This window comes from Streptomyces sp. NPDC054961 (assembly GCF_053609145.1).
Genome location: NZ_JBSGWY010000041.1, coordinates 22,103 through 42,389 on the forward strand (window position 1 = coordinate 22,103; position 20,287 = coordinate 42,389).

General features: G+C 73.2%; 14 protein-coding genes and 2 pseudogenes. 1 reads left to right on the top strand and 15 read right to left on the bottom strand.

The window, feature by feature from the left end; genetic code table 11:
• Positions 1–313 precede the first annotated feature (313 nt).
• From ACWF9Z_RS29115 to ACWF9Z_RS29165, 11 genes and pseudogenes are all read right to left on the bottom strand, one after another.
• The gene (locus ACWF9Z_RS29115) at positions 314–2,059 is read right to left on the bottom strand and encodes a hypothetical protein (RefSeq protein ID WP_453606779.1); all 1,746 of its coding nucleotides are present in this window, start codon (positions 2,057–2,059) and stop codon (positions 314–316) included.
• Positions 2,056–5,784: a vWA domain-containing protein gene (locus tag ACWF9Z_RS29120; RefSeq protein WP_453606885.1), complete on the bottom strand. Its 3,729-nt coding sequence runs from the start codon at positions 5,782–5,784 to the stop codon at positions 2,056–2,058. Before ACWF9Z_RS29120 ends, ACWF9Z_RS29115 begins: the two co-directional genes overlap by 4 nt.
• Before the next feature lie 76 nt (positions 5,785–5,860).
• Positions 5,861–7,039, bottom strand: a complete 1,179-nt coding sequence (locus tag ACWF9Z_RS29125; protein ID WP_453606782.1) for an ATP-binding protein — start codon at positions 7,037–7,039, stop codon at positions 5,861–5,863.
• A complete protein-coding gene (locus tag ACWF9Z_RS29130) occupies positions 7,036–12,018 on the bottom strand; it encodes a hypothetical protein (protein ID WP_453606785.1) in 4,983 nt (1,660 codons plus the stop codon). Before ACWF9Z_RS29130 ends, ACWF9Z_RS29125 begins: the two co-directional genes overlap by 4 nt.
• A complete protein-coding gene (locus ACWF9Z_RS29135; RefSeq protein WP_453606788.1) occupies positions 12,015–12,869 on the bottom strand; it encodes a DUF4132 domain-containing protein in 855 nt (284 codons plus the stop codon). Before ACWF9Z_RS29135 ends, ACWF9Z_RS29130 begins: the two co-directional genes overlap by 4 nt.
• A 433-nt stretch (positions 12,870–13,302) precedes the next feature.
• On the bottom strand, positions 13,303–14,571 hold the full coding sequence (locus tag ACWF9Z_RS29140; RefSeq protein WP_453606791.1) for an IS701 family transposase: 1,269 nt from the start codon (positions 14,569–14,571) through the stop codon (positions 13,303–13,305).
• 93 nt (positions 14,572–14,664) lie between these two features.
• On the bottom strand, positions 14,665–15,129 hold the full coding sequence (locus ACWF9Z_RS29145) for a hypothetical protein (protein WP_453606794.1): 465 nt from the start codon (positions 15,127–15,129) through the stop codon (positions 14,665–14,667).
• 101 nt (positions 15,130–15,230) lie between these two features.
• Complete coding sequence (locus tag ACWF9Z_RS29150; RefSeq protein ID WP_453606796.1) at positions 15,231–15,617, bottom strand: hypothetical protein; 387 nt, start codon at positions 15,615–15,617, stop codon at positions 15,231–15,233.
• A gap of 258 nt (positions 15,618–15,875) precedes the next feature.
• Complete coding sequence (locus ACWF9Z_RS29155; protein WP_453606799.1) at positions 15,876–16,286, bottom strand: hypothetical protein; 411 nt, start codon at positions 16,284–16,286, stop codon at positions 15,876–15,878.
• Positions 16,287–16,498: 212 nt separating this feature from the next.
• Positions 16,499–16,672, bottom strand: a pseudogene (locus ACWF9Z_RS29160) (S1 RNA-binding domain-containing protein); the annotation flags it as partial.
• A gap of 201 nt (positions 16,673–16,873) precedes the next feature.
• A pseudogene (locus tag ACWF9Z_RS29165) lies at positions 16,874–17,289 on the bottom strand (IS110 family transposase); the annotation flags it as partial.
• Positions 17,290–17,782: 493 nt separating this feature from the next.
• On the opposite strand from ACWF9Z_RS29165, the gene ACWF9Z_RS29170 reads away from it, so the two are divergent.
• Complete coding sequence (locus tag ACWF9Z_RS29170) at positions 17,783–18,238, top strand: hypothetical protein (RefSeq protein WP_453606802.1); 456 nt, start codon at positions 17,783–17,785, stop codon at positions 18,236–18,238.
• A 269-nt stretch (positions 18,239–18,507) separates the two neighbouring features.
• Here ACWF9Z_RS29170 and ACWF9Z_RS29175 read toward each other — a convergent pair whose 3' ends face one another.
• The 4 genes from ACWF9Z_RS29175 to ACWF9Z_RS29190 are packed head-to-tail and all read right to left on the bottom strand — an operon-like array spanning position 18,508 to position 20,272.
• On the bottom strand, positions 18,508–19,164 hold the full coding sequence (locus ACWF9Z_RS29175) for a contact-dependent growth inhibition system immunity protein (protein WP_453606805.1): 657 nt from the start codon (positions 19,162–19,164) through the stop codon (positions 18,508–18,510).
• A 10-nt stretch (positions 19,165–19,174) separates the two neighbouring features.
• Complete coding sequence (locus tag ACWF9Z_RS29180) at positions 19,175–19,531, bottom strand: RNase A-like domain-containing protein (RefSeq protein ID WP_453606808.1); 357 nt, start codon at positions 19,529–19,531, stop codon at positions 19,175–19,177.
• 1 nt (position 19,532) lies between these two features.
• Complete coding sequence (locus ACWF9Z_RS29185; protein ID WP_453606811.1) at positions 19,533–19,853, bottom strand: WXG100 family type VII secretion target; 321 nt, start codon at positions 19,851–19,853, stop codon at positions 19,533–19,535.
• A 14-nt stretch (positions 19,854–19,867) separates the two neighbouring features.
• The gene (locus ACWF9Z_RS29190; RefSeq protein WP_453606813.1) at positions 19,868–20,272 is read right to left on the bottom strand and encodes a WXG100 family type VII secretion target; all 405 of its coding nucleotides are present in this window, start codon (positions 20,270–20,272) and stop codon (positions 19,868–19,870) included.
• Positions 20,273–20,287 lie beyond the last annotated feature (15 nt).

The window sequence follows — 20,287 nt, forward strand, 5'->3', positions numbered from 1 at the left end:
ACGACGAGCCTGTCGAACGGCAGGGCCACGAGGCGATGCGCAACTACCTGGCCCCCGGCGAGCTCGCCGGTCGGGGAGATCGTTACCGGTGCCCTCTACCGCAGGGTGCGCCGGTGGTACGCCCCGGTCCTGAGACTGCGCTACAAGCAGACCCAGGCTCAAGCCGTGCAGGGCACGGTTGCCAGGTGCCGTCGACTCGCCGTCACCCTCGGAGGGTGACGGTGTAGGGCTCGCTACGCGCGAGGACCCTTCCCCCGGCTTCGACCGTCACCAGGACGCCCGGCGCCGGACGCCACCGCCGCCGTCCCGTACCTCACCGCTCCGGCTGCCACGCCGCCGCGCACAGTGAGGTCTCGGCCGCCTCGGCGTACAGCGCCGCGCCCAGCCAGGCGCGGGCGAAGTCGGTCGGGTCGGCGCGGAGCAGGCGGCCGAAGGGGTCACGGGCGCGCCGGGTGGCGGTGCGTTGCAGTTCGGCCAGGAGATCGGCGGCGGTGGGGAGGGCCGAGCGGCGCAGCTGCCCGGCGTCGGCCGACAGCGATCCGGGGACGGCCAGGAAGGGGCGTCCGGCGGCGAGGGCCTGTTCGAGGCGGCGGCGCAGGAGGTGGAGGGGGGCCGGGTCCGCCCTCCGGCTGGTGGCGATCCGTACGGCGGGCGGCGGGGCGGAGGGGAGGTCGGCGCCTTGCAGCCGGTCCAGGCCCAGGTCGACGCGCCGGGCGGCATCCGCCGGATGGGCGGCTGCCAGGAGCTGGAGGGTGGGCCGGGAGTCCGGGACGAGGCGGCCGACGACGCGCAGGCGCGTGCCGGGCAGGGCTGCCAGCATCCGGAGGTTGTCGCGGTACGCCAGCGCGGGATGGTCGTGGGCCGCGGTGAGGCGGAGCGTCAGGTCCTCGCACGTGGCGAGGAGGCAGTCGCCGCCGATCTCGCGGGCGGGGCCCAGGATCGTCACGTCGAGGAAGAGCAGGTCGGCACCAGGGGCCTCGGAGTGCAGGGCGCGCGCGGCCTGTCCGGCGGCTGGCGGGGCCCACAGGGCGGCAATGGGTCCGTCCGTCCAGGCCGCGCCCGCCGCTTGGACCGCCTTGGCCCCGGCGCCCGCGCCGAGGCGGCCGGTGGGCGAGACGGTGGCCCCCGACAGGGCGAGCCCGGCGTGGGACAACTGGCGGTGGGTGAGCGCGGTATCGCCCAGGCGTACGGTGCGCCCGGCTGCCGCCGTGGCACGGCCGGGGCCGCCCGGGGCGATGTCCGAGACCGTGTAGAGGCGGCCGTCGGCGGCGGCGGTCCAGGTGATGGCCCCCGCGTAGCCGCCGGCGGTGATCAGGGGTTCGGTGAACAGGCCGTACAGGCGCAGGGATCCGTCCGGTCGGTAGGTCTGTCGGGCGGTGCCGCGCAGGGCGGCCAGTTCGGGGCCGGTTGCGTCGGGCAGCCGGTGGGCGGTGCCGAGCAGTTCTCGGACGGCTGCCGTGAGGTCGGCGAGGCGGTGGGCGGGGTCGGCGGAGCGGGCGGAGCGCAGCGCGGTGACGACGGAGACGGCGGCCGCGGCCGGGCGGGGCAGGCCACCGAGTCTGGCGGTGTGGGCCGCCCGCAGCAGCTCGGACTGCAGGACTGCGCCGGCGCCCTCGATGCCCGTGTCGAGCACGGCGGCGCCCGCGGCCCACAGGTGGCCGGCCGCGGCACGCTGCTCCGGGGTGGCCGCGCTTTCCTCGGCCTCCGGCGGCTCCGGGGATCCGGCGTCCGCGTCGGAGGACACTGGCCCGGCGTCCGCGTCGGAGGACGGGCCGGCCACCGGGGCGGCGGAGGCGACCGCGGCTCGGTGCAGGCAGTCCGGGGCGAGCAGGCAGCCGCAGCGGATCGCGTCCGCCGTGGCCACCACCCCGGCGGGGGCGTGGAGTTCCAGGCCGGTCTCGTCGTCGACCGCGATCCGTACGGTGTCGCCGTCGCGGGTGACGGGCCGATCGGCCATCTTGGTGATGGCGGCGTCGAGCCGCTTGCGCAGCCTGGGCGAGAGCGCGCCGACGATCTGGGCTGTTACAGCGGGTGCGACGGCGGGCAGGTGCTGGCTCATGCGATCTTCTCCCCTACCCAGCGGGCGAGTTCCAGCGGGCTGAGGGCGGCTACCGGCATCCCTGCGGCGACGAGCTGCCCGGCGACGCCGGTCGAGTACCGGGGGCGGCCGGCGTCGTCCAGGCTCGCGCAGCCGAGTACGTGGCACCCGGCTCCGACGAGGGTGCGCACCTCGGAGAGGAGCCCGCCGACCGGATAGCCCTCCTCGAAGTCGCTGATCACGACGACCAGCGTGCGGGACGGCACGGTCACCAGGGTGCGGGCGTGGCGCAGCCCGGCGGCGATGTGGGTGCCGCCCCCGACCCGTACCTCCAGCAGCAGGGACAAGGGGTCATGCACGTGGTCGGTGAGGTCGATGACCTCGGTGGAGAAGGCGAGGAAGTGGGTGGAGACGGTGGGCACCCCGGCCAGGACGGCGGCGGTGAGGGCCGACCAGATGGTGGAGGCCTCCATGGAGCCGGAGACGTCGGTGACCAGGACCAGCCGCCAGTCGGCGGCGCGCCGGGCGCGGGAGCGGAACACCGGGTGCTCGGGGATGACCTGAACGCTGCCGTCGGCGCTCCGGCGCGCGGTGGCGAGGTTGGCGCGCAGGGTGCGGGCCAGGTCGAGCTGTCCGCCGGGGCGTCGGCTCGGGCGGGGCAGCGTCATGCCGGTCAGGGCGGGGCGCAGCCGGGTGGCCAGTTCCCGGGTGAGTTCGTCGACGAGCCGGCGCACCAAGGGGCGGAGTGCGCCGAGCCGTGCCTCGGGGAGGCCGCCCGCGTGCTGGAGGACCGTGCGCAGCAGGTCGACGGAGGGGCGCACGCCGGCGGGGTCGAGTTCGCCCAGGACGTCGCGGCGGCCGGTCGCGGCGGCTGCGGCGAGGACCTCCTCGCGGATTCCGGGGCCGAACAGGGCGGACAGCTCTTCGGACCATTCACGGACGCCTGGGTAAGGCGCCTGGCGGCCGCCGCGGTTGCCCGCGCCGAGATCGCCGCGGGAGCCCTCGCCGCGGCCGCTGCCGTACAGCTCGTCCAGGGCGGTGGCCAAGGGTGCCGCGGATGCGGGCAGTTGGTCGGTGCGGCGGCCGAGTACCAGTCGCCAGCGGTCGGCGGGGGCCAGGACGCGGTCCTGCGCGGGTGCGGCCTTCCGGGCCGCGCGCCCGGATGCGGGGGGCGCCGCCGGGAATGCTGCCGGTCGCAGGCCGGCCTGCTGTGCGGCCGCGCGGCCGGCGGTGCCACCGGGTGCGGCGGCGTCCGGGGCCGGTGGGTGGCCAGGGGTGCGCGGCGGCGGACCGGTCGGATCAGGGGCCGTGGCCTGCGCCAGGGGGGCTGGTGACGGTTCGCCGGGACGGTGATCGCCGTCGTGCGGCGGCGTTGCGGACGGTCCGCAGACGTCGGGACCCGCCGAGAGGGCGGGAGGCAGGAGGCCCAGCCGGGCCAGGGTCTCGCGCGCGGCCAGGTCTGCGCGGGTCCACAGCGCCAGCACGGCCGGGTCGATGCCGTCCGTGTCGGTGACCAGGCCGGCCGCGTCCCCGAGCCGGGCTTCCACCGCCGTGAGCAGCCGGTCGCGGGAGGCGGGGCTGAGGGTGTCGAAGCCGCCGCGCAGCGCGGGCAGGCGGTCCAGGAAGGCGGTGTCTCCGAGGTCGGTGACGCGGTCCAGCACCGGGTCGAGGACGGGCGCCATGGTCTCCAGGAGGGGGCCGGCCGCGGTGAGCAGGCCGGTGAGGCGGGCGGTCAGCGCGTTCCGGCTGGCGGTGTCGGTGGCCGCGTCCACCCAGGACGCGGTACGGGTGCCGAAGGCGTGGGCGTCCTCGTGGCCGAGCAGGACGCGGACGGCTCCGGCCGCGGCAGACATCAGCGGCGAGCCGTCGGCGGCCAGCCGGGTGAGGGCGTCGTTGAGCCGGATCCCTCCGAGGACGTCCGCGCGGTGGGCGAGTTCGAGCAGTGCCCGGGCGTCGTCGGGGTCGTCGGAGCCGGTGAGGCCGTCGACCTGGCGGACGGCGGCCGAGGTGAGCAGTTCGCCTGCCGCCGCAGACCGCGCGGCGCGGTCCGGGTCCGGGCCGAGTCCGGCGAGGTGGCCGGCCCGGAGTCGATCCAGCAGGCCGAGGGCGGAGAGCAGTTGGGGCAGCGTGCCGGTGGCCGGAACGACCTCGGCCAGTTCCGTGAGCCGTTCGTCGGCCAGTGCGGGCAGTCCGCAGGCGGCGGCCTCCGCGAGGCCGTCGATGCTCTGGGCGGCGGTGGGCCCTCCGTCGTCCTGTTCGGCGCGGCGCCGTTCGCGCAGCAGGCCCTCGGCGGCCTGGGCCGGGGTGACGCCGCGGATTCCTGCGGCGGTGAGCACGGCGGCGGTGGCCGGCGTCCAGCGCACCTCCCACCGGGTGGTCAGGGCCTCGCCGGCGCCGACGCCCGTGACGGGCGTCGGCGTGGCGTAGGGGATGCCGCAGACCGTCAGCCGGCGCAGCAGGAGCTCGCGGCGGCGGTCGAGGTCGGAGCGCAAGGGGTCGAGCCGCAGGTCGCGGGCGGCGGGGCCCGTGTCGGCGGGACCGGGCAGGCTCAGGGCCGCGACCTCGTCCTCCACGGCCGGTGCCAGACCGCTCCGCGGGGCGGCCGGCGCGGGGCGACCGGAGCGGGTGCCGACCAGGACCCGTTCCAGCGACCGGGCGACCGCGCGCCCGCGGCCGAGGGGTTCGCCCTGGGTCAGTACGGTCTGCACCGCTTCGATGAGTTCGCCGCGGCCGGGCGCGGGCAGGCCGCGCAGCCGGGCGAGGTCGCCCGCCAGCCGGACGATCTCGCGGGCGTCCGCGGGCCCCGAGGGGTGGTCCTGCGCGCGCAGTTCGCCGCAGATCCGCACGGCCGTGGTGAGCAGTGCCTCGTACAGGGCGGCCGGACGGCCCGCCGCCTCCAGGACGAGGTGCTGCCATTCGGGGTCGCGGATGCCGGCCGGATAGCCGGACCGCTCGTCCAGCAGCGGATAGGTATACGGGATGAGGGAAACGGTCCAGTCCGGACCGCTGGGGAGCGCATCCTCGGGCGGCACCGGGCCGGGCCCGGGGCCCAGCAGCGCCGGGGTGTGGAAGGCGCCCACGACCACGGCGGGCCGGCGACCGGCGGACGTGGCCTCGTGGATCCGTGCGCGCATCCAGCGCTCGCGGGCCAGGTCCGACTCGGCCACCGCCCCGGCCCGTTCGGCGTCGTGTCGCAGTGCCCAGCCCGTGAGCAGGGCGGCACGGCGCAGCGCGTCGGGCGGGGAGCCGGGGGCGGCGGTTTCCACCAGGCGGTCCCACAGGTCCTCGCCCGGACGGCCGGTGAGGCGGGCGGTGAGTGCCTCGTACAGCCCGGGTCCTTCGTGGCCCGCCCCGGCCGGGCGCCGGGGCTCGTGCCGGGCAGGGTCGGACAGCGGAAGGTCGCAGGCGACCACGGGGATGCCGTGGCGGGCGGCCCAGCGCAGGGCGACGAGTTCGGGCGAGAAGTCGGCGAACGGGTAGAAGGCGGGCCCGCGCCCGTCCCCGGCGTCCCTGCCCGAGGTGCCGGGGACGGCGGCCAGGGCGACCGGGGCCCGGGTGTCGGCGTGGGCGAGCCAGGGCAGCCACTCCTGCAGATCCGCGGGGAGCTCGACGAGCAGCACCTCGGGATCCGCTGCGTCCAGTAGATCCGGCATGACGGCCGCGAGCGACGGCGCGTGGTGCCGCACGCCGATGAGGTACGGGGCGGTGGGGTCGGTCAAGGCCGCCACCGCCTCGTCCGGAGTCATGGCGGGGGCGGTGGAGACGGATGGGGCGGTGGAGGCTTCCGCGGTGGTGGCGGCCGGCGACAGAAGGGTCATGGCGTCAGCTCTCCAGCGCCGGGCGCAGGTCCCACAGGGTGCGCCACGTCGCCGAACCCTGCTCGGCGCGGCGGCGCACCGCGCCGTCCCAGTAGCCCAGCAGTCGGGCGGCGTCGGCCGGGTCGTCCTTGCGGACCACGCCCAGCAGATGGCCGGGGAGCAGGGACAGCACGTCCCGGTCGCCGGGGAAGTACGCGGCGGCCAGGGCCAGCGAGCCGGCCACGGACACCGCCTCCGCGGTGCTCATCACCGTGGAGGGGCGCTCGACCTCCCAGCCTTCGGCCGACCGCCCGTCCCGCAGATCGCGGAAGGCGGTCACGAGGGCTTCGAGGATGGCGTCGTCCACCTGGAAGGGGGCACCGGCCCGGGTGACGGCCGCGTGGGCCTGGCGGCGTACCAGGGCGGTCTCGGCATCCAGGTCGCCGATGGGGCCGACGGTCTCGAAGTTGAAGCGGCGCTTGAGGGCCGCGGACATCTCGGAGACGCCCCTGTCGCGGAGGTTGGCGGTCGCGATGAGGGTGAAGCCGGGGGCGGCGTGGGCGAGGGCGTCGGCGCTGCCGGCCAGTTCCGGGACGGCGATGCGCCGTTCGGACAGGAGTGACACCAGGGCGTCCTGGACCTCGGGCAGGCAGCGGGTGATCTCCTCAACGCGGGCCACGGCGCCACGGGTCATGGCGGTGAGGACCGGGGAGGGCACCAGGGCCTGCCGGGAGGGGCCCTGGGCCAGGAGCAGCGCGTAGTTCCAGCCGTACTTGAGCTGGTCCTCGGTCGTCCCGGCGGTGCCCTGCACCACCAGGCCGCTGGTGCCGCACACGGCGGCGGACAGCAGCTCGGAGAGCATCGACTTGGCGGTGCCGGGCTCGCCGACGAGCAGCAGCCCGCGTTCTCCGGCGAGGGTGACGACGCAGCGTTCCACCAGGGCGCGGTCGCCGACGAACTTCTGCTCGACCACCAGCTTGCGGGGGACGCCGTCGGGCGCCGCGGCGCCCTCGGGCAGCCGCAGGGCCTCGCCGGCGCTGCCCATCACGAAGGTGACGGCGGCGCGGGGGCTCAGCAGCCAGGCGGGCGGGCGGGGGCCGTTGTCGTAGGCGGCGAGGAAGGCCAGTTCGGTGGCGTGGCGGTCCTCGGGCGGGCTGACCTGCCGGGCGGACGGGGGTGCGGGAACGGTGGTGTCGGTGGTCATCGGCGGCGGCCCTTCCGGGTGGTACGGGTGGTGAGTTCTTCGAAGGCGGGGGCGTCGCCGTCCTTGACACGGCCCCATGCGCGGGCGAACAGGGCGGGCACCGGAAGGTGCGGCACGGCCCGGGCGTGGTCGCGGAGTGGGTAGAGGGGTTCCTTCCAGGTCTCCACCGGCAGGGCGGGGGCCTTGAACTCGTGCCAGCCGCAGGGCAGGAACAGGGTCCGGCCCGCGCGGGACCGCTTGGCCTCCAGGACCAGGCCGGTGGCGGCCAGTTCGGTCCTGGCCTTCTTCGACCGGCCCGGCGTCCAGCCGGTCCAGCGCGCGCGGTCGCGGTCGGTCGGGTCGGGCAGTGCGAGCAGTTGCAGGTAGAGCGCGGCCGCGTCGTCGCCCAGCCCGTGGGTCGCGGCCACCTCGGCGACCAGCTCCGGGACCGAGCGGGCGGGGTCCTGGGCGTAGCCGGTGGAGTCGCCGGGCGCCGACCCGGCCAGGACGGCCTGTTCGAGGCCGTCGCCGAGCAGGGCCCGCACGGCGGCCAGGGAGCGGCCGCGGCCCGGGCCGACCAGCCCTTCGAGCAGCCCGAGGACGGGATCGTCCGCGCCGGTGATCCCGGCCGGACGCACCAGCGTCATCTCGGTGTCGCCGTACCACGGGCGCAGCACGAGGGCGTCCCCGAGCCGGGTGAGGCCGTCGGCTCCCGCCCCTCCCGTCGCGGGCAGGCCGTACGCGGTGCGCAGCGGGACCGCTGTCGCGGTGCCCTTCTCCGTCCACTCCACGTCCAGGTCGAGGAGGAGGCCGGGGTCGGCCAGGCGCCTGCGCAGCGCGGCGAGTCCGGCCGGGAGGTGGGCGCGCAGCGGATGGCCGTACGGCAGTCCGTAGGCCAGCCCGCTGAGCGCGGCCACCGCGCTCGTGAGGTGACCGCGGCCAGGGACTGCGGCCGGGTCCTCCGCCACGAGGCCGCCGTCCTTGTCGAGCCGCATCGGGGTGGTGCGGCTGAGCCACGCGGTGCGGCCGGGGTTGAGGACGGCTTCTGCCGACGCCATGGAGACCCCGGCCAGGGTGTCGTCCAGCTCCTCCGGCAGCCGGACGAGGGATCCCAGGCGCTCCGCCCAGGTCTTGGCGGCCGCCGCGGTGTCGGGGCCGGTCTCCCACAGGTCGGCGGGGTCGGCGGGCAGCAGCGCGTCCAGTAGCGCCAGCCGGTTGGTGCCGCCGAGCGCGCTCAGCCTGGCGTCGGCCCGTTCGGCCTGACGGGCCTTGAGGCCCACCAGGGCCAGCCCTGCCGCGCCGGGTTCACCGGTCCCCGCCGCGACGAGCAGGGCCGCCTGTGCGGGCCCGATGCCGGTGGCGGCGTCGAGTGCGACGGGCGCCTCGGGCCGCCACGGCGCGGCGCCGCGCTCGCGGACGAGGCGGATCAGCGGGAGCAGGCGCTCGTGCGGGAGGGCGGGGGTGTACCGACGGTCCTCGTGGTGGGTGAAGTCGGCGATCTGGCCGAACGCCCCTTCCGGGTCGTGGTCGAGGGCGAGCCAGTGGACGCGGTCGTTGCGGTGGGTGTGCTCCCGGCCGAGGATCACCACCGTGCGGTCGCCGCGGCGCAGCACCTGGCCGAGTCGCTGCTTCTTGCCGGCCTGGTCCTGGCTGTCCTCCTCGCACAGCTGGACCTGGCGCAGGGCGCCCGCGGGGTTGGCGAGCGGTCCGGTGGCGACCGCTTCCAGGAGGAGCAGCAGCGCCTCCCGGTGTTCGTCGGTGGTGGCGGGGGCGGCGGCGCGGTAGGCGAGGGGGCCCAGCGCGTCCAGGAACGGCAGCCAGGCCAGGTCGATGCCGGGGACGGTGCGGGTCTCGCTCGTCCAGCCGTCGCCCAGCGCCGGCAACGCGGTGGGGTCGGGCAGCGGCTTGCCGTCGGCGGGCTTGCCGGACAGGACCTGGTTGACGGCGAGGATCTGCTGGAGGCCGCTCCACTTCGCCGTGCGCCCCCAGTAGCCGTACCTGCCCGGCGCGGCGATCCCGGCCACGGCGGCGCTCAGGGTCATGTCGTCCCCGTGGAGGGGCCGGTGGTCGGCGTACATCCCGTCGCCGTGCGCCTTTGCGCCGTGCGGCCCGTCCTGCAGGGGTGCGACGTACGCGGCGGTGTCGGCGCGATGGCGGGCGGCCGTCCGCACGAGCGCGCTCACGCCGGTGAGCAGCCTGGCGTCGGTCAGCGCGGGAAGCGCCGTGGCGACGGCGGCCTCGATGAGCTGGCCCTCGGAGGGGCCGTTGTACGACGTGTCGGCGGCGACCGCGGCCTTCCGCCCGGCCAGTGCGGTGGCGACGGCGTCGAGGAGGGTCGCGATCTGCGGGTCGGTGACCGCGCGCAGGGCGGCCGAGCCCCGCTCGTCGCGCGGGCGCAGTGCGTGCCAGAACGCGGTCGGCGGGACGTACCGGGTGCCGGCGGCGTACTCGCTGCCCCGGTCTCCCAGGGGGACCGATCCCAGCGCGTCGGTGGTGCCGGCGCCCGCCGGATAGAGCTCGACGGTGCCGCCGACGACGGCGGCGAGGGGCGCGGCTCCGCCCGGCAGCCGCAGGGCGCCCAGCGGTACGGGGTGGTCCCGGCGGCCCGGCGCGACGGCCAGGGTGAGGGTCCGCCCGTCGGGGGTCCCGGAAGTGACGCGCCGGTCGGGGTCGTGTCCCTCGGTGCGCACCCAGCGGCCCAGGACGGTGCCGTCGGTGCCGAACGGCGTGGTCTCCAGGCCCGGGAGCAGCGGCAGGACCTCGCATTCCTCGGTCACGAGGCGGGCGCCGTCGCGGATTCCCGACTGCAGGAAGGCGGGCAGCGAAGCACGCCCGTGGGTGCCGCCCGCCGGGTCGTACTCGACCCAGCAGTGGTCGCGGCCCTGCTTGCCCTGGCGCCAGTGTCCGGTGCCGTCGCCCAGCACGGGGCGGGTGGAGGGCAGGGTGGTGTCGCCCGCGTGCAGGGTGCGGCCGCCGGTGGCGCGGCCGCCGCCGGGCAGCGGCAGCGACGGGGAGCCGACTTCCTGCCCGCTCCACCACTGCGGCAGCTGCTCGCCGCCGAGGGTGAAGGGTTCGCCGGGGCGGGCCGACCAGTACGCGCGCTGCTTGCCGTCCTCCGCCCAGATGACCAGCAGTTCGCCGTCGGTGTACCGGAAGCGGGGGCGCCGCCAGCGGTCCAGGTCTGCGGGCAGGCGCAGCTCGTGTTCGAGCAGCACCCCTTCGGGGCCGACGACGACGGCCGTATGGCGGTTGGCGAGGACCAGGGCGGGCCAGGCCTCGGCGACCACCATCCAGTGGTCCCGGTCGGTCCGGTCGGTGTCGAGCCGCCGGTAGGTCTCCTCCAGTGCGGGCCAGCCCAGTTCGTCCAGAACGCCGGCGCGCAGGGTGGCGCCGAGGACCGGCGCCAGGTCGTGGGCGGCGATCCGGGCGATGGCCTCCGGGTTGACCTGGCCGGCCACCGCGCGGAAGGACGACAGACGCCGCAGCGCCGCTCGCGAACCGGGCAATCCCGCCGCCCCGGTGAGTTCCGCGGCGCGATCACGCAGCCAGTCGTGGAGCACCGCGCCGAGCACCGGGTGGGCGGCGATCGCGGCGAGCACGGAGTCCCCCGAGCGATGGCCGTTCCTGCCGTCCAGCGCGTCGTACAGCAGTCCGCGCAAGCGGGGACGGCCGGCTACGGCCGTCAGGTCGCGGCGGCCCGGGGTCTCGTCGCCTATCCAGCGCTCCAGCGGCAGGTGGACGTTGGCGCCCGCCGCCGGTTCCGTGACGGGGATGCCCCAGGCGACGCAGGCGTCCAGCAGGTCCAGGTCGGCGCCCGCGTGCCAGCGTCCCTGGAAGAGGTCGACGGGGCGGCCGTCGGAGCGCAGCCGGGGGGCCATGCGCTCCACGAGGGCGAGGGTGCGCGCACAGCGCTCCGAACTGGACGAGCCGTGCTTGCGGTGCAGGGCCCAGCGGCTGAGCCAGTCCGCGGGGTCGACGCCGTCCGTGCCCTCCGCATCGGTGAGCAGGGCGTCCGCGCCCGTCTCCGCCAGCAGCGACAGCCAGGCCTCGTCCGCCTTCCGGTCGTCGCCGAGGCCGGCCGGCATGATCTCCAACAGGCGGGTGCGGACCTCCGGTCGTACGGCGGCGAGCGCCACCAGGGCCGGACGGTAGGCGGTCCAGAACGACGCGGGGGCCCGGACGATACTGGGTGAACCGATCAAGTCGCCGACGAAGGCGATCTCGGCGGTCTCCCGGTCCAGGCCCGCGGCCTTGACGAGCGCGCGGGCGTCCTGCGGCAAGGCGGCATACGGCGCCATGCCCGCACCGCAGCGTTCGACGGCGAGTTGTCGGAACTGCGCCCAGGCCTCGGCCGGGTCGAGGCGACGCGAAAGGTCCTGCGCGTGCTCCTTGAGCGCCTTGACGGTCAGAGCCCCTGCGAAGGCGAACTCCAAGAAGACGGCCCGCTGCCGCTCCTCGTCGACCGGCAGGCCGTGGACGCGCTCGGCGGCGCGCGCCTTGCCGAAGAGCGTCGCGGCGTAGGTGCGGTTGTCGTGCTGGAGGAAGACGCGCGCGGCCTGCTCGTAGAACGTCGGCAGGAAGTGCGGAACGGCGCGGCCGAGCCGGGTGGCGAGTGCCTCGAAGCCGTCCTTGGCGGCGCCGGCCCGGGACTTGGCCTGGCGGGCCAGCCGTTCCATGTCCTTGACCAGGGCCAGCGCGTGGTGGCCGTTGGCCGGGTCGTTGACCAGGGCCCAGGCGGGAAAGCCCAGTGTCTCGCGCCGCACCTGCCCCACCTGGGGGGCATCGGGCTCGCGGACGAGTCCGAGGAAGTCCAGTGCCAGGTCCTCGGCCTCGCCCAGGGTGCCCGCCACCAGGCGCACCACGCGTCGGCCGTCCAGGACCGGGTGGGTGTAGGTGCGGGCGGTGAGGGTGTCGGCGTCGTCACGGGCGACGGTGCCGGTGCGCAGGATCGCCCCGGCGTCCAGCAGGGCCGCGGCCCGGGTGATGTCGTCGGTGTTCATGCCGCCTGCTCCTCGTCATCGATGTCGCGTCCCGCGTACAGGGCCGCCGCCATGCGCATGCCTTCCGACCAGGCGACCGGGCCGACTTGACCGGTGGTCAGTGCCCGGCCCGAAGCGTCGGTCCAGGTCAGCGAGCCGGTCTCGGTCCGCTCGTAGCTGTCGTAGTCGCCGATCCAGATGCGCGCCTCGACCGTCGCGCCGTCCTCGACGACCGGGCACACCGCCTGGCCGCCGCGGGCCCGGTAGCCGAGCTGGGTGGTGCGCCCGTGCAGGAACCGCAGTTCCTTGAAGGCGCCGCCCGCGTAGTCGGCGACCGAGGCGGTCTCCGGATCCAGGTCCGCCGGGCGGTGCCAGACCTCGCGGAAGAGCTGCTGCACCCGCTGGTCCACGGTGAGTTCGACCGCGAACTCGCGGAGTTCTTCCAGGTCCGCCAGCAGCACCGGGTGCGGGATGCGGACCAGCTCGGGGCTGATGCGCACCGTGTCGCCGTCGAGGTCGACCAGGCCGAGGCCCCGGACGGGGTCGGCGTCACGCAGGAAGCCGGCGACTTCGCCGTCATCCCCGGTGACGACGAGGTCGTACAGCGCGGAGCGCCAGGCCGTGTCCTTCCACACCCGTGCGATGACCGCGACGGGGACGGGCAGTGAGCGGACCATCCAGCGCTCCACGTCGGCGACGCATTGGCGTTCGTGCCGATCCAGCCACTCCACCAGCTGGCGCAGTCCGACCACGGCCGGGTCGTCCGCGAGTTTCCCCGGGACGGTTTTCAGCCGGCGACCCGCCGCATTGCGGCAGACCACTTTCCCGTCGTCGAGGGCGACTTCGTAGTCGCCGGCCGGAACCCACCCCATGTGCTGTCTCCTCGGTCAGACGGCCTGGTCCGGGGCATGGCACAGCACGGCCCCCCGGTCGCAGCGCCGCCGCGATCACGTTGGTGTGACTCTAGGTGCAGCCTCGGACAATGCCTCCGGCAGCGCCTCAGGGAGGGCGGACCACGCCCATGGGGCCCGGAGCGACGCCTCGGACCCCCGCCTGCCGCCACCCCGGCACGGGCCGAACGTCTAGGCCGACAACGAATGGGTAGATACACCTTCTGATGTGATTGGCGATCTCCTGCGCACGCTCGGGGGTCAGCCCGCTGGCTTTCTACGTGGGTTTCTTCTCAGCTGCGCAGCCACACCTGGAGCTGCAGCCGACAGACAGGGTTCACCCGGACGTGACCCCTCGGCCGGAACGGCGTGGCCTGACCCTGGCGTCAGTGGGCGTCGGCCAAGTCCACTCGCCCTAATACTCCAGCCGTAGATCGTGATCTTCATGGCTGGACGGCCGCTGATGTCGGTAGTGGCACCGGCGGGCGCGGGCTTGATGCCGGCGTCGCCAGTGTGACCAGCGCAGGCGGTGTGCGAGGTCGTGGGCTGGACGTATCAGTGCCGCGAACAGGTGCTGGATCTCGTTGCCGGTCATGGGGATCAGGCCGTCGGGGGCGGGTCGGTCGCGGCGTTCGGCGGCTGCGGTGACGGCAAGAAAGGCGTGGGCGAGCATCGCGAGGGTGACCCAGCGGTGCCATGAGGTCCAGCGGCGGACCTGGTGCTTGTCCAGGCCGGTCAAGCCTTTGCCTGCCTGGAACGTCTCCTCGATCGTCCAGCGCCGTCCGGCCACCCGCACCAGCTCGGACATCGGCACCGGGCGCGATGAGAAGCAGCGGCAGAAGGCGAGTTCACCGGTGCGACGGTTGCGACGGACCAGCAGGCACCACTCACAGAGCCGACCGATGGGACCGTGGATGTCGATCTGGGCCCAGTCGTAGTACTGCTCGCCCTTCGCGCCCGCGCCGGTCGACAGCCGCTGCCAGGCCCGCTTCGGGATCCGTGCGGCCAGGGTCTTCGCCTGGAGCTTCCCGGCGGGCGTGATGACGGGGTGGGTGCTGGACACGGCCAGGACGTAGCCGGTCCGGCGGTTTTCCAGGGCGGTCCGCAGGTGCGGGTTGTCGCCGTAGACCTCGTCTCCCGCGACCCAGCGCGCGGCTGCTCCCGCGTCCAGGGCCCGCTCGATCATGCGGGTGGCGAGCTGGGGCTTGGTGGCGAAGGCCAGGCCGTCGGGGATGCCCGCGCTCCGGCAGCGTTCTGGGTCCTCGGTCCAAGAGCGCGGTACATACAGGGCCCGGTCGATGGCTGCGTGTCCGTGTGCGGCGGAGTACACGAGGTAGACGGCGACCTGGGCGTTCTCGTTGCGGCCGGCCGTTCCGGTGTACTGGCGCTGGACTCCGACGGTCTCGGTGCCCTTCTTCAGATCTCCCGTCTCGTCGACCACGAGCACAGCGTCGGTGTCGTGCAGGTGCTCGACCACGTAGGCGCGTATGTCGTCACGGATCGCATCCGCGTCCCACTTCGCGCGGTGCAGCAGGTGCTGCATGCCGTCCGGAGTGGCGTCGCCCGCATTCTCTGCAAGGGTCCAGCAGTTCTTCCGCGGCAGGTCCGACAGCAGCCCGGAGACCAGATATCGTACCCGGCCGCGGGGTTCAACTCGGGTGAACCGGCCAGCGATCCGGCTCATCAGACCTTCGAATGCCTCCTGCCAGCGGGCAGGAACTACGCTGATGTCCGAGATCGCCGCGTGATCATTGACTGTCCACACAGCACCTAATGATCAACGGCGGCCCCACCTGCTCGGACGCCACCGAAACCAGTAGTCGAGCCCCTCGACCCGGTAGCGAGCGCCAGCAACGAACCGCAGCTCACCCACAAGCCGACGCGCGCTGTCCGGCGCCTGGTGGTGCGGCGCCAGCAGCAGCTCCAGCTCGTCATAACGGGCGTCAATTCCGCCGTGGCCCGGATGGCTCTCCGGTCCGACCTCGCCGGCCTCACGACGCTCGTTCCACCGGGCGAAGATCGCCCACTGCTCGCGCTCCAGCTCCACCGCCGCCTCGCTCGCGGGCCAGATCTGGTACACATCGGCTTCATCGCGGTGGTCGTAGTCGTGGCTCTGGAAGTAGTGGGGCTTCCCGTTGACGTCAGCAAGGCCAGCGCGCGGTCCGTCGTACCACTCCAACTCGGCGTACACACGCTCGAAGCCGTCCACAATCAACTGCTCTTCGTTCCAGGTCTCAGCCACGCGGGCAGGCTACCGGCGAGCGACCTCGGCCTCCAAGATCACGATCTACGGCTGGAGTACTAACCCGCCTGAGGCATCTTCGACACCTCGAAGGGCCGGCCTCACTCAGCCCTCTTCGTGGCGTTCAGCCGGGCGATTTCCGCCCTGTACGCGGCGGTCTGGACTGCCGAAGTTCCCGATGCGTACAGGCCGGTGCCAAGTGCGGCCAAGGGCACAGAAAGGAGGAGAGCGGCGAACATCGGTCCCAGGTCACGCGCGGCATCACAACGCTCCCCCTCGTCGGTGTGGTACGACATCGGCCAGGGGCCGCTCTGGTGGAAGACGCGGGAATCGCACTCCCCGTCGTCGGCAGTGAAGGGAAACAGAAGCAGGTAGCCGAGCCATAGCCAGATGAGCACGGATACGGCTAGCAGCCCTCGACCCCACCCCTGTGCGCGCAGGCCGCGGACACGGAACTCTCTGTCGTATATCTGTGCCAAGTCATTCATGAGACAGAAACCTAGCTCAGTACCTGATCCATCCCCCTGCGGTCCTCTGTCCAACGTGGTCCGGTCCTGGTCCCGGACCTGAGCGCAACTCCCCGCCACCTGTCCGGTCTCCGATTTCACCCCCGTCGCGTGGATCGGTGCCGGCCCCGCCCAGGCCGTTTCTCTCAGATCATCGGATCGTTGGTTGATTGTGGCCAGTCGGCCGTGATCCGCAGAAGGCTCCATCTCGCGGGTTCTCACGCATTGTCCTGGCGAGGGTCAGTCGGTGGCGCCCGCCGAGCGGAGCGAGCGGCCGAGATCGCCGACGAGCAGACGAGGGTGGCGCCGCCACCACCACATGTCGATGGGGTCGAATCCGCTGATTCGGTGGAACTGCGACAAGGAGATGCCGTCGTCGAAGACGGTGACAGCCCGGAAACAGTCGTCGAGGGCTCTGACCTGCGGGGTCCATTGGACGATCTCGCGCTCAGTGAGGATCGGCCACGCCTCATGCAGCCAGTTCCGGCTGTAGAGGTCGTTGGTGTATTCGTCTACCAGGTCGCTGTACCCGTCCTCGACTTTGTCCACGAGCCAGGCCCACTTGCCGACCATCTCTTGGACGGTGAATGCCTTGCGCCAGCCGCGTTGATGCAGGATCTCGCCTGCGGCCTGCTCGTTGTGGGGCTCCATATTCCGGAGCCTGGCATACGGAACGGTCCGGGGACCAGGGGTTTCCCCGGTCACCGGACCGGACTGAGCGGCTCCCGGGTTGTCAGATGCCCGCGATCTGGGCTTCGAGGTGGGCGATGCGGCGGTCGTGGAAGCGAAGGTTGGGAGCGGGCGGCCTTGAGCCGCTCGTCGAGGGTGCGGCTGTCGGCGCTGACTTGGCGGACCCGCTGTTTTTCGGGGATGACTATGAACCCGACACCGGGGAAGAGCGGATGGGCAGGCCCGTCGTCCAGGGCCACGAAGACCCCGAACCGTTCGATCGCCGCGACGGTGCCGGACAGGATGTCGCCGCCGTGCAGGGACTCCAGGAACGCCCAGAGTTCCGGGCTCTCAGACTGCCATTCCATACCGACACTCTGGCACACGACGTCGTGGGCCGACCATGCCCTCGACGAGCTGCCCTCGCCGCGATGCCTCAGCAGTCGGCATCGTGATCGGCCGGACACGTCCTGGTCGGGCAGGGCTGGCGCACGTGAAGTCGCTGAGGACTCAGTTCAGAATCACGTCGGCGTCTTGAGGGACGGCAAACTTGAAGTTGGAATCCGGTACGGGCTGGTTCGCCTTGGCGCCGCCCGGGTGCGGTCGGCCGCCAGGTCGTAGCGGCGGGCGGTGAGAATCTTCAGGTCCACCGCGATCTCGTCCCACTCCTGCAGAGGCTGCAGGTCCCGCCGCATCCGCGCCTGATCGGCGACGGCGAAGGCGTCCTTCGCATCGGTCTTGCCATCTCCGCGGTAGCCGCGGAGATGGCGTGGTGGACAGTTCGGCCAGGAATGTAGAGCAGCCGCTGACCATGACTGGTCAGGAGCGCGATCAGTAGAGCGCCGCCGCCCGTGTTCAGGTCGACGGCCCAGGTCACGGGGCTATCCTCGGCCAGCGCGAGGACATCGGCTATCAGCTCCAGGAGCTCGGGCTCGTTGTTGGGAACCCGGCGCGAGAGCACCTTCGTCCCGTCCGTGTCGATCACCGTGCAGTGATGCGCAGCCTTGCCGGCATCCGTCCCCGCCCAAAGCTAGGACATCCGAGCCTCCCTCGTCGTCCGGCTGACTGGTCCCTGCAGACGGCCACGCCGACGTGTCCTTACGAAGCGATCTTGGGTTCGCTCATCCCAATGAGTGCCCGTGTCGTCGCGGGGCACTGGGCGGCCAATCAGTCAAAGTCACACCTACGGCATGAGCGCGATCAAGCCACACCCAGGCACCTGGGTCGCCCGATTGTACGAAGGACCGGAATCAACCCGCCAACAAGGTAAGGAGCACTTCAGCTGGCGGGATTCGCCAGGTACGGCGCACACTGCAGGCGGATCTGTGGCCAGCGGTGATGCGAGTTCGTGCGAGGCCCTGGCCGGCTGGTGCCGGCCGACTTGACGGTCGTGCGAGCCCACCAGCATTCCATGGAGGGCTTCTGAGGGTGCCTCGGATCGGTCACCATGGAGGTCAGTCGGCGATCCGGGGGTGGGGATGAGCGAGGGTGGGGACGTTCTGGACGGGCGACCGGAGCAGGTCGGACCGGCGCCGTGGCTGGTGCTGGCCTGTCTCGGCGGGCTGATTCTGTCGTACGTCGTGCTGACGAACTTCACCGGACAGCTGAGGGCGGCGCTGTGGGGCGAGCCCGGGACCGTGACCGAAGCCAACTGCCGAACGTACGACAACACCGTGGCCAATGCGGGAACGTCGAGGTCCTGCTCGGGCGCCTTCACCCCGGACGATGGCGGCTCGTCGTTCGACGTCCCCGTCGAGGGCGACATCGATTCGCAACCCGTCCGTGCGTGGCTGGTGGACGGTACGTCCGGCACCGCGTACGTCTCACCAACGGTGTGGGCGGGGGTGCTCCCGGTGGGGCTGTCCCTCCTCCTGACCGGCCTCCCGGCGGCGGTGACGGTGACGCATGTGCGCCGCTCCTATGCACGGCGCTAGAGAACCACTTCAAGGTTCAGCCCCAGAGTCGAGTGCGTGATCGACGACGAGCACGAATCGGTGCAGCGCGCACGTCACCTGGCTCGACATCGACAAGCCTCTGGCCACGCGAGCGGCCCGCGGCCGAGGACCCGGCCCCCTCCATGCGCTCCGAGCGGCGCTGGCCTGCCATCTAGGCTGCCCAGCCCCGCCAAGTAGCGCGCTCAGCCGCCAAGTGAAGCGCTCAGCCGCAGGAGGTGTGACTGAGAGCGCTGCATCGCGTATGCCGGCTACGAGGGACTCGCGGAGAGTACGCCGGCCAAGGCCTCCAGCCAGGCGCCAACGCTGTAGGGGGCGGGCGGGTCGACCTCGATGCCCAGAGTGGCGACGGTCATGGTGAGCGCGGACTCGTCGAGCGGGAGGGCAAGGAGCTCGTGCAGTTCGCCCGTCAGCCGCGCGAGGAGGGCGCTGTCAGTGGAGTCCAGGTAGTCCTGCAGCGCCGTGGCGTGGTCGCCGAACTCCTCTGGCATGTCCTGGGAGAACCACCCGCCGAGGAGCTGGCCCAGTTCCGGAAAGCGGGCGTGCCACTCCCAGTGGGTGAGTGGCGGGGCAGGGTCCTGCAAACTGCCGGGGCCTTGCCTGAGGCTCTCGGCGAGCCGGTCCGCGAGGGCCAGCAGCCAGTCGCTGAACTCCCCGTCGGCCAGGCCGAGTTCCGGCGGTTCGTAGAACTCCCCGAGGCGCATCCGTACCCGCCCGGGCGGGTTCTGCGCGAACTCTCGCAGCTGGGTCTCGGCGACCGCGATCGCCCAGGGCTGCCCGGTCCGCCAGGTGTGGCGCAGGTAGGCGTCGACGGCGGCAGGGTCATGAGGGGAGCGGCCGAAGTGGCTCCGCAGGACCTGGTCCAGCGCGCCGTACTTCCGGTCGTGCTCGGCGGGGTGCAGGGGCAACGGAGGTCCTCTAGAGGTAGATGGGGAAGGTGGAGTGCACGACGAATCCGTGGGGGGTCGTGCCGTCCCGCTTGAGGATGACGCGTGCGGCGCGTGTTTCGGTGGCGTCCATACCCGCCAGCATCATGGCCCGGAGCTGCACCACGCCCACGGGATCCGGGCGCGCGGGCCAGGCGGCCTCGATGACCAGCCGCTGGCGTCCCGGCCGCGCGAGCCAGTGCTGGATGACCTGCTCGTTCAGGTTCACCACCTGCTGGGTGGCCCACTGCGCCGTTTCCCGGTCCGGGTAGGCGGCGGCGCGGACCGCGAGGGCCGGGCCGCTGGGGAGGGCGCCCGCCGCGGGCTGAGGTGTCCCGGTCGTCGTCATCTCAGGCCCCTCCCCAGCCGCTCAGTACGGCGCGCTGCGCGGCGGAGTAGTTGGCGTGGCCGGTGACGACGAGAGAGTGCAGCCACGCCTGGGCCGCCTGGAGGTCCTGCATCTCGCGGTCCCACCGGTCGAGCTGGTCGACGAAGGCTTCCCGGCCGACGCCCCGCCAGCTCAGGACGACGGGCTCGGTGCGGGCATACAGGTCCTCGAGGCGCTCGTTGAGCGTGCGCAGGATCGACTCCAGCTCGCCCGCGATCTCGCGGAGCGCCCCCAGGTCCACGGTGATGTTCGGCAGGTCCGGCGTGTTCGGCGTGCTCGGCATCTGCGGTGTGCCCCCTATATCTCGTCGAGTCGGCTGTGTGGTGCCGCACCCGGTCCCGCGGTGCCTGCTTCGGTCTCACCGGACAGCGCGCGGACCTCGGACGCCGCGTCGGTGGACCGCTGGACCTGCAGCATGCTCTGCAGAACGTCCAGTTCCTGCTGAGTGAACCCGTCGCGGCTCATCCGTACAGCCTGTTCGAGCACGCCGAGGATGTCCCTGATGCGTACGGCGTCTTCTCCGGTCTTCCGGTGCACCTTGCGGTAGGCGGAGGCCGCCGAGCTCTGCCACCGGGCCTCGGCCCGGTCCACGACGGCGTCCATCCGGCGCACCTGTTTGTCCAGGTGGAGCTGCATGGTGTGCAGCTCGTCCGCGAGCCGGGTCAGGTGTCCGTCGGTGACGGCGAGGTCGGCGTTGTCCACCGGGATGGTCCTCCT